Origin of the sequence: Trabulsiella odontotermitis, from assembly GCF_001188485.1 — a bacterium.
GTDB lineage: Bacteria > Pseudomonadota > Gammaproteobacteria > Enterobacterales > Enterobacteriaceae > Trabulsiella > Trabulsiella odontotermitis_A.
Map to the genome: position 1 here is coordinate 1 of NZ_JNGH01000112.1, position 9,495 is coordinate 9,495.

At 56.4% G+C, this 9,495-nt stretch carries 10 protein-coding genes and 1 pseudogene; 6 read left to right on the plus strand and 5 right to left on the minus strand.

Going from position 1 to position 9,495, the window contains the following annotated elements; genetic code table 11:
* On the minus strand, positions 1-646 hold a 646-nt coding region (locus tag GM30_RS19315; RefSeq protein WP_193391794.1), incomplete at its 3' end, for a cation transporter.
* Positions 647-723: 77 nt separating this feature from the next.
* A complete protein-coding gene (locus GM30_RS19320; RefSeq protein WP_049849933.1) occupies positions 724-1,350 on the minus strand; it encodes a lysoplasmalogenase in 627 nt (208 codons plus the stop codon).
* Between the two features lie 141 nt (positions 1,351-1,491).
* On the opposite strand from GM30_RS19320, the gene GM30_RS19325 reads away from it, so the two are divergent.
* Complete coding sequence (locus tag GM30_RS19325) at positions 1,492-1,851, plus strand: DUF2500 domain-containing protein (protein ID WP_049849934.1); 360 nt, start codon at positions 1,492-1,494, stop codon at positions 1,849-1,851.
* A 47-nt stretch (positions 1,852-1,898) separates the two neighbouring features.
* Here the strand turns inward: GM30_RS19325 and GM30_RS19330 are convergent, their stop codons facing one another.
* Both GM30_RS19330 and rsmD read right to left on the minus strand, forming a co-directional pair.
* Entirely contained in the window at positions 1,899-2,174 is a 276-nt protein-coding gene (locus tag GM30_RS19330; RefSeq protein WP_049849935.1) for a DUF1145 family protein, read from the minus strand.
* Positions 2,164-2,578 (minus strand): annotated as a pseudogene (gene rsmD, locus GM30_RS19335) (16S rRNA (guanine(966)-N(2))-methyltransferase RsmD); the annotation flags it as partial. The gene GM30_RS19330 and the pseudogene rsmD, both read right to left, overlap by 11 nt.
* A 201-nt stretch (positions 2,579-2,779) precedes the next feature.
* Here rsmD and ftsY point away from each other — a divergent pair.
* From ftsY to rpoH, 4 genes are all read left to right on the plus strand, one after another.
* Positions 2,780-4,207, plus strand: a complete 1,428-nt coding sequence (gene ftsY, locus GM30_RS19340) for a signal recognition particle-docking protein FtsY (RefSeq protein ID WP_049849936.1) — start codon at positions 2,780-2,782, stop codon at positions 4,205-4,207.
* A gap of 2 nt (positions 4,208-4,209) precedes the next feature.
* On the plus strand, positions 4,210-4,875 hold the full coding sequence (gene ftsE / locus GM30_RS19345) for a cell division ATP-binding protein FtsE (protein ID WP_049849937.1): 666 nt from the start codon (positions 4,210-4,212) through the stop codon (positions 4,873-4,875).
* Positions 4,868-5,926, plus strand: a complete 1,059-nt coding sequence (gene ftsX / locus GM30_RS19350; RefSeq protein WP_049849938.1) for a permease-like cell division protein FtsX — start codon at positions 4,868-4,870, stop codon at positions 5,924-5,926. The genes ftsE and ftsX overlap by 8 nt, the downstream gene beginning before the upstream one ends.
* A 256-nt stretch (positions 5,927-6,182) precedes the next feature.
* The gene (gene rpoH, locus GM30_RS19355) at positions 6,183-7,037 is read left to right on the plus strand and encodes an RNA polymerase sigma factor RpoH (protein ID WP_049849939.1); all 855 of its coding nucleotides are present in this window, start codon (positions 6,183-6,185) and stop codon (positions 7,035-7,037) included.
* A 38-nt stretch (positions 7,038-7,075) separates the two neighbouring features.
* On the opposite strand, the gene pdxR is transcribed toward rpoH, so the two are convergent.
* Positions 7,076-8,542 (minus strand): MocR-like pyridoxine biosynthesis transcription factor PdxR, encoded by a 1,467-nt coding sequence (gene pdxR, locus GM30_RS19360; RefSeq protein ID WP_049849940.1) that lies wholly within the window; start codon positions 8,540-8,542, stop codon positions 7,076-7,078.
* Between the two features lie 117 nt (positions 8,543-8,659).
* Between pdxR and GM30_RS19365 the strand changes: the two genes are divergently transcribed.
* Positions 8,660-9,495, plus strand: an 836-nt coding sequence (locus GM30_RS19365; protein WP_049849941.1) for an aminotransferase class III-fold pyridoxal phosphate-dependent enzyme, incomplete at its 3' end; no start/stop codon positions are given.

Below are 9,495 nucleotides of genomic sequence, written 5' to 3' on the forward strand. Positions count from 1 at the left end.
GGCTCGCCGCCCAGCCTTCCAGCCGCTCGCCGATTAAGAACAGCAGCAATACCATCGCCGCTTCCGCCGTCGCGCCGATAAACAACGCGCCGATGGCCGCCACGCTCATCAGCGTTTCAATGGCAAACCAGCTGCCGGTTTGCATCAGGCGCAGCGCCTGACGGGCGATGGGGTACAGTCCCACCAGGGTGGTGGCGATAAACGCGATATTGCCCAGCGGATGATTAAACTGCTCCAGCCCCCAGCTCACCGCCATCATGATGATGAGCAGAATCAGCGGCAGGGTTTCCTGTAAACGGGACGGAGCAGGCGCGGGCGGGGCGNCGCTGGCCACGGCGTTTTCCACTTGCAGGCGTACGTCGCCGCTGGCATCCACCAGCAATTTTTCGGTGGCAAAAACCACCTGAACCTGGCTGACGCCGCTGACCTGGCGCACCGCCGTTTCGACTTTGCGCGCACAGGCGGCGCAGTCCATGCCGTTGACCACCCAGCTGTAGCGGGAACCCGTGGCGGGTGTTTCGGCGACCGGTGCAGGCGTCTCGCAACCGCCGTCGCAGCAGCACTCATCGACCTTTTTGACGACCGGCGCGATTTTGAATGAAGAGAATTGTGGGGCCTTTTTGCCGCCCGATTCTGAAGCCGACATGGCGTCCTCCGTTAATGATAATTTTCTCATTAACGGGAAGGATACACTCTGGAGTCGACTCCAGAGTCAAGCGCTAATTACAGATAAAGTGAACGAACGATCAGGAAGTGCCCGGCAAAGTAGCAGGCCGCAGCAATCGCGCTGTCCGCTTTGAAGCGGTAGCGGTAGTGGCTGACCATCCAGACGATATTGCCCACCAGCAGCAATGCCGCACCAAGGAAGCCTGAAAGCGCTGGACTGGTGGGCCGCAGGAACCACAGCTCGCCCGCCAGCCAGACCATTACCAGCGTCATGGCGATAAAGGTCAGCACCGGTACGCGGAACTCTTCCAGTCGGGTCCAGATCGTTGCAATCAGCAGTGCGCCGATAATCAGCAACGCCAGCGGCAGCGGCCAGAAAAACGAGAGCGTCATCTGGCTGGCGAAATAGATGGTGTACAGCAGGTGTGAGAGGAAAAAAGCGCCAATGGCGTACAACAGCCGCTGACGGGGCAACAGCGTGAGCGCATCACCCACCAGCGAGGCGCACAGGCCCGCCAGCACCAGATAACTGACGGTGTCGAACATCGGCGCCTGCAGCGCCAGCAGCAGAAGCAGGATGAGGGTGACAGGTTTGAATACCCAGCGTTGCCAGACGGGGCCGCGATACGACGCATCGACGTACAACCAGCCGGATAAACAGACAGCAATAAACGACCAAAGCATAGTAAGTCCCTGTATCTGTTATTGTTGAATGAGCGGTAAGCTCATCACTCTACCTTTCAGTGTAGTGCCCCGGACAGAGGGATGACAATGCACGACGTGCCGCGGTATGCTGATTTCCGTAAATTCTTATGGGACTGATGAATGAGTAAAATGCCGCTGTTTTTTGTCGTGGTGGTGGCGATTATCGTCGTTGCCGCGTCGTTTCGTTACGTCCAGCAGCGCCGCGAAAAAATGGATAACGACGCCGCGCCGCTGATGCAAAAGCGGGTGGTGGTCAGCAATAAACGCGAGAAAGTGCTGGACGATCGCCGCTCACGCCAGCAGATTGTCGCCCCGGCGGGCAGCAGTATGCGCTATGACGTCAGCTTTAAGCCGGAAAACGGTGGGCTGGAAATGACGTTTCGTCTGAATGAAAAACAGTATCACCAGTTGACCGTCGGCGATAAGGGAACGCTGAGTTACAAAGGGTCAAGATTTGAGGGATTTACCGCAGAACATTAAACTTATTGGCCCGGTAAGCGAAGCGCCACCGGGCCAAAACGCACAAATTACTTCTTCATCTGCGCTTTAAACTTCTTCTGCCAGACCAGCAGCTCAAACACCCCAAACAGGAAAATACGGATCTTCTCCCAGGTGGTCATCTGCGGACCGTCTTTCGGCAGCGTCGTTTTCAGCAGCGCCATTTGCATGCCATGCATCAGCACCATAAACACCAGCGCGACATTGACAAAAATGTTCAGCGGACGCGGAAACGGCTGCACCAGATTCAGTAGCAGAAACGCCCAGACGAACAGCATCAGCAGGCGTCCTAAATTAATCAGCATCGTTTTCTCCTTGCGTGTCCCGATGATACAAACGGTAAGCGACCTGCCCCGCCACTTTTTCCCGATGCAAATCCCAACTGGCAGGCACCGGCGGCNNGCGGATCGATAAACACCACATCGTGCGGCGTGCCCGGCTGCGCCAGAAAGGTCAGCGAATTGGTATTCACCACGCTGGCGTTGGCCGCTTTTAGTGTGGCAAGGTTTTTCTGTAATTGCCGGGAGACATCGCGATCCATCTCCAGCAGCGTTGCGCTGGCGGCATAGCGGGAAAGGGCTTCCAGCCCCAGTGCACCGCTACCGGCAAAACAATCGAGACAACGTGCATCGACCATATGCGGCGCCAGCCAGTTAAACAGGGTTTCGCGGACCCGATCGGTGGTTGGGCGCAGACCGGGGCTGGCGGGGGCCGNNTTTCTTCATTTTATTGCTCAGCTCACTCTTTTCCCCTGCTATTCTAGCGATGAGAGGCGGTCGACGAAACCTTAATGCGGTGATGCGCGCTAAGTTAAGTGGTAGACTACACCGCTAATTTACCATTTTTTTCAGCCCCCTGTTTGCGATAAGGCGGCTGTGCCATGAATCAACAGCGAGGAGTGTGGTCGCCAATGGCAAAAGAGAAAAAACGTGGCCTGTTTTCCTGGCTGGGCTTTGGTCAGAAAGAGCAGGTGCAGGAAACCGACGTTGAACAGCAGGTAGACGAACAGCAGCAGGCGATAGCGGAAGAACAGCAAGAAGAAATAACCGTTGAACCTGTGGTTGATAATGTTGCTGATGACGTTACTGAAGATGTCGCTGACGTCGACGCGGAAACGCCCGCCCACAGTAAAGCGGATATCGACGCCTTTGCCGACGATGTCGTTGACGTAACCGAAGAGATCGTCGAAAGCGAAAAACCGCAGCCGGTGGATGTGCCGCTGGTTGAGACGGTGGTTGAGCGCGAAGAATTGCCGTTGCCGGAAGCATTACCGGAAGACGAGCCTGAACTTTCTGACGACGAACTGGAAGCGCAGGCGCTGGCGGCGGCTGACGCGGCGGAAAACGCCATCGACGGCGAGGCCGACGTTGAGCCGGAAACGGACATGGCTCCCCCGCAGGAGCAGGAAAAACCCACCAAAGAGGGCTTTTTCTCGCGCCTGAAACGCAGCCTATTGAAGACCAAAGAAAATCTCGGTTCCGGATTTATCAGTCTGTTCCGTGGCAAAAAAATCGACGATGATCTGTTTGAGGAGCTGGAAGAACAGTTGCTGATTGCCGACGTTGGTGTGGAAACGACCCGCAAGATCATCACCCATCTGACCGAAGGCGCGAGCCGCAAACAGCTGCGCGATGCCGAAGCACTGTACGGTCTGCTGAAAGATGAGATGGGCGATATCCTCGCAAAAGTGGACGAACCGCTGAATGTTGAAGGCAAAACGCCGTTTGTTATTCTGATGGTTGGTGTTAACGGCGTGGGTAAAACCACCACCATCGGCAAGCTGGCGCGTCAGTTCGAACAGCAGGGTAAATCGGTGATGCTGGCGGCGGGTGATACTTTCCGTGCCGCGGCGGTTGAGCAGCTCCAGGTGTGGGGCCAGCGTAACAATATTCCGGTGATTGCCCAGCACACCGGTGCGGATTCCGCGTCGGTGATTTTCGATGCCATTCAGGCGGCGAAAGCGCGCAACATCGATGTGTTAATCGCCGATACCGCCGGGCGTTTGCAGAACAAATCGCATCTGATGGAAGAGCTGAAGAAAATCGTCCGGGTGATGAAAAAACTCGACGAAGATGCGCCGCATGAAGTGATGCTGACCATCGACGCCAGCACCGGGCAGAACGCCATCAGCCAGGCGAAACTGTTCCACGAAGCGGTGGGCCTGACCGGGATCACGCTGACCAAGCTTGACGGCACCGCGAAAGGCGGGGTGATCTTCTCCGTTGCCGATCAGTTCGGCATTCCGATCCGCTACATCGGTGTTGGCGAACGTATAGAGGACTTACGTCCGTTTAGTGCGGGCGATTTTATTGAGGCACTTTTTGCCCGAGAGGACTAACAATGATTCGCTTTGAACATGTCAGCAAGGCCTATCTCGGTGGGAGACAAGCGTTGCAGGGGGTGACATTCCACCTGCAACCGGGCGAGATGGCATTCCTGACCGGCCATTCCGGCGCGGGGAAAAGTACACTGCTCAAGCTGATCTGTGGGATTGAGCGTCCGAGCGCCGGGAAAATCTTGTTTAGCGGCCACGACATCACGCGGCTGAAAAACCGCGAAGTGCCGTTTCTGCGTCGTCAGATCGGCATGATTTTCCAGGATCACCATCTGCTGATGGACCGCACCGTCTATGACAACGTGGCGATCCCGCTGATCATCGCGGGCGCCAGCGGGGATGACATCCGTCGTCGCGTGTCCGCGGCGCTGGATAAAGTCGGCCTGCTCGACAAAGCGAAAAGCCTCCCGATTCAGCTTTCCGGCGGTGAACAACAGCGTGTGGGTATCGCTCGTGCGGTGGTGAATAAACCGGCTGTTTTGCTGGCGGATGAACCGACCGGTAACCTCGATGAGGTGCTGTCGGAAGGCATTCTGCGTCTGTTTGAAGAGTTCAACCGCGTGGGCGTCACCGTACTGATGGCGACGCACGATCTGGGGCTGATCTCCAGTCGCTCCTATCGCATGCTGACGCTGAGCGACGGTCATTTGCATGGAGGCCAGGGTGAATAAACGCGAGGCAATGAATCACATTCGTCGGTTCAGCAACCGCTTTGACCGCATCCGCACATCCGGCGGCGGGCAGGGCGACGGTAATCGCAATGCGCCGAAACGCGCCAAAGCGGCACCAAAACCGAACTCCCGTAAAACCAACGTTTTTAATGAGCAGGTGCGTTACGCCTGGCAGGGCGCGCTGCAGGATCTGAAAAGCAAACCGCTGGCGACGTTCCTGACGGTGATGGTTATCGCCATTTCTCTGACGCTGCCGAGCGTCTGTTATATGGTGTATAAAAACGTCAACAGCGCCGCGGCGCAGTATTATCCATCGCCGCAGATCACCGTTTATCTCGAAAAAACGCTGGACGATGACGCGGCCGCGCAGGTGGTGGCGCAGCTTCAGGCCGAGCAGGGTGTGGAGAAAGTGAACTATCTTTCGCGTGAAGAAGCGCTGGGCGAGTTCCGTAACTGGTCCGGCTTTGGCGGCGCGCTGGATATGCTGGAAGAGAACCCGTTGCCCGCCGTGGCGGTGGTGATCCCGAAACTTGATTTCCAGGGTACCGAGTCGCTGAATACGCTGCGCGATCGCGTGGCGCAGGTTCACGGCGTGGACGAAGTGCGTATGGATGACAGCTGGTTTGCGCGGCTGGCGTCGTTAACCGGCCTGGTGGGCCGGGTATCGGCGATGATCGGCGTACTGATGGTGGCGGCGGTGTTCCTCGTCATCGGCAACAGTGTGCGTCTGAGCATATTTGCCCGTCGTGATACCATCAACGTGCAGAAGCTGATCGGCGCGACGGACGGGTTTATCCTGCGACCATTCCTCTATGGAGGGGCGCTGTTAGGCTTCTCTGGTGCGTTTTTGTCCCTCATTTTGTCTGAAATATTAGTGATGCGGCTGTCGTCGGCGGTGACCGAAGTGGCGAAAGTGTTCGGCACCCAGTTTGAGCTGAGCGGTCTGTCGTTTGACGAATGCCTGTTGTTGTTGCTGGTCAGTGCGATGATTGGCTGGGTGGCGGCGTGGCTGGCGACCGTACAACATTTACGCCACTTTACGCCGGACTAAAAAAATTCTGATATACTCTTTCCCTGCATCGAAAATCGCTCTGCAGGGAAGAGTCCCTGTTTCTCTCTTCCCTCGCATTATCATCGCCGTGTCACATTTTGTGCGTAATTTACCCACAAGGTTGCATTGAACTTGTGGATAAAATCACTGTCTGATAAAAGAGTGAATGCTAATCTCGTTGCTCATAAGTTCTGGCATGCTTGTTGCCTCTAAGAGGGACGGCACGGTTCAGAAGAAACGAATTGAGAGGATTTGAATGACCAAAGAAATGCAAACTTTAGCTTTAGCCCCCGTTGGTAACCTGGAATCTTACATCCGGGCTGCAAACGCATGGCCGATGTTGTCGGCTGATGAAGAGCGGGCGCTGGCTGAAAAGCTGCATTACCAGGGCGATCTGGAAGCAGCTAAAACGCTGATCCTGTCTCACCTGCGCTTTGTTGTTCACGTTGCTCGTAATTATGCGGGCTACGGCCTGCCGCAGGCTGACCTGATTCAGGAAGGTAACATCGGTCTGATGAAGGCCGTGCGTCGCTTCAACCCGGAAGTGGGTGTGCGTCTGGTCTCCTTCGCGGTTCACTGGATCAAAGCAGAAATCCACGAATACGTGCTGCGTAACTGGCGTATCGTGAAGGTCGCCACCACCAAAGCACAGCGTAAACTGTTCTTTAACCTGCGCAAAACCAAGCAGCGTCTGGGCTGGTTTAATCAGGATGAAGTGGAAATGGTAGCCCGTGAACTGGGCGTTTCCAGCAAAGACGTGCGTGAAATGGAATCGCGTATGGCGGCGCAGGACATGACGTTTGACATGTCGCCGGACGACGAATCCGACAGCCAGCCGATGGCCCCGGTGCTTTATCTGNAGGATAAATCTTCTAACTTTGCTGATGGCATTGAAGAGGATAACTGGGAAGATCAGGCCGCCAACAAACTGACCCACGCGATGGAAGGTCTTGATGCGCGTAGTCAGGACATCATCCGCGCCCGCTGGCTGGACGAAGACAACAAGTCCACGCTGCAGGAGCTGGCCGACCGCTACGGGGTTTCTGCCGAGCGTGTGCGCCAGCTTGAAAAGAACGCGATGAAAAAACTGCGCGCCGCGATTGAAGCGTAACCGCAGGAAAAGCGAGAAGCCGGGTCACATACCCGGCTTTATTTTTTTATACAGCCCAGCAGTACTTTAAACGCCCCTTCCATCTCTTCTTCTTTCATTGCTGCAAACCCCATTAGCAAACCACGCATCGCTGTTTTTTTCAGGTAGTAGCGTGAGAGCGGGCGCACCAGCACACCCCGTTCATTCGCCATGCGGGCAATCGCCACGTCATCGCAATCGTCCTTGAGTTTCAGCACAAGATGTAAACCAGCATTATCATTGAAGTCGCTGAGCGCGTCTTTCCCCAGATAAGTCATGATCAGTCCCGCCAGTTTCTGCCGCCGTCGGGCGTAGAGCAGGCGCATACGGCGAATGTGGGCGGTGTAATGCCCTTCGGCGATAAACTCCGCCAGCGTAGCCTGATCCAACAGCCGCCCGCCGCGATACAGCTCCGCATGCGCGATTTTCAGCGTTTGCGCCAGCGCCTGCGGCAGTACGACGTAACCGAGGCGCAGACCGGGCCACATCGTTTTACTGAACGTACCGGTGTAGATGACTGGCGCATCCTCCACCAGCCCCTGCAGCGCCGGAATAGGTTGGCCGGAAAAACGAAATTCGCTGTCGTAATCATCCTCCACAATCCAGCTACCGGTCTGATGGGCGAGGGTGAGCAGCCGCTGGCGGCGCTCCAGGCTCATCACGCAGCCGAGCGGATACTGATGCGATGGCGTGACGAAAATCAGCCGGGGCGGCGTTTCAGCGTGCTCGGGCGGGTTCATGCCGTTTTTATCGACATCAATCGCCCGCAGCTCCACGCCGTTCATCTGCAGCACATTGCGAATTCCCCAGTAGGCGGGTTCTTCAATCCAGGCGCTGTCGCCGGGGTTACACAGCATGCGCGATACCAGATCGATCGCCTGATGAATGCCTTCGGTGATGAGAATTTGATCCGGCGTGCAGCGCACCGAGCGCGCCACGCGAAGGTACTCCATCAATGCCTGTTGTAACGCAGGACTGCCACCGGACGGGCTGTAGGAAAACTGCCCCGGCAGGGGTTTACGGCTGACGCGATGATGGATTTTACGCAGCAGCGTGTGCGGAAATTCGTTGACGTCGGGAATGCCGGGCAGAAATGCGCCCCACTGACGCGGGCTGGCGCTGCTATGCTCAAGGAGGCGCTGGCCGCGTTGCGAGAACGTCACATTGCGCGTTTTGCGGACGCCCTCAGCACAGGGCCGGGAGGCAAACAACAGACTGTCCGGTACCGTCTGCGCCACAAAGGTACCGCTGCCGGACCAGGAAACAATATACCCCTCGGCGCCAAGCTGTTCGTAGACAGTAAGCACTGTGTTTCGTGAAAGCTTAAGCTGCGCGGCGAGATCACGTGACGGTGGCAAACGGCTCTGTGGCGGCAGACTGCCGTCGAGAATCGACAGACGGACCGCGTTATAGAGCTTCTTATGCAGTTTGCCTTCGCATTGCTCATCCATCCGCAGCTGCAGGAGATCGCACACTAAAGAACGCAATTGGATCCCTCAATTATTCGAAACTGGTACTCGATTATAGGACCGCTTAAGAGGTAAAACCGTGACATTGTTTCAAAGTTGTTAACACTGACCGAATCAATGATGGGGAACAGCAGCATGAAAAATAACGAACTGAATCAGCGTCGTTTACAGGCAACGCCGCGCGGCGTGGGCGTAATGTGCGGCTACTATGCTCAGCAGGCAGAGAACGCCACCTTGTGGGATACCGAAGGGAACGAAGTGATCGATTTCGCCGCCGGGATTGCCGTGCTGAACACTGGTCATCGCCACCCGAAAGTGGTTGCGGCGATAGAAAAACAGCTTCGGGCCTTTACCCACACCGCCTACCAGATCGTTCCCTACGAAAGCTATGTCGCGCTGGCCGAGCGTATTAATGAACTGGCGCCGATTGCGGGGCCGGCTAAAACAGCGTTCTTTACCACCGGTGCGGAAGCGGTTGAAAACGCGGTAAAAATCGCCCGCGCGTACACCAGGCGCCCTGGGCTGATTACCTTTGGCGGCGGCTTCCACGGTCGTACCTTCATGACCATGGCGCTGACCGGTAAAGTGGCGCCGTATAAAATCGGCTTTGGTCCGTTCCCTGGCTCGGTGTATCACGGCGTGTATCCTAATGCTGCGCATGGCGTGACCACCGCCGACGCACTGCAGAGCCTGGATCGTATCTTCAAAGCGGATATCGCGCCCGATCAGGTGGCGGCGATTATTCTGGAGCCGGTGCAGGGCGAAGGCGGTTTCAACGTCGCCCCTGCTGATTTTATTCAGGGGCTGCGCAAACTGTGCGACACCCACGGTATTCTGTTGATTGCTGATGAAGTGCAGACCGGTTTTGCCCGTACCGGCAAATTGTTCGCCATGCAACATTATGACGCGAAGCCGGATCTGATGACGATGGCGAAAAGCCTGGCGGGCGGCATGCCGCTCTCCGGCGTGGT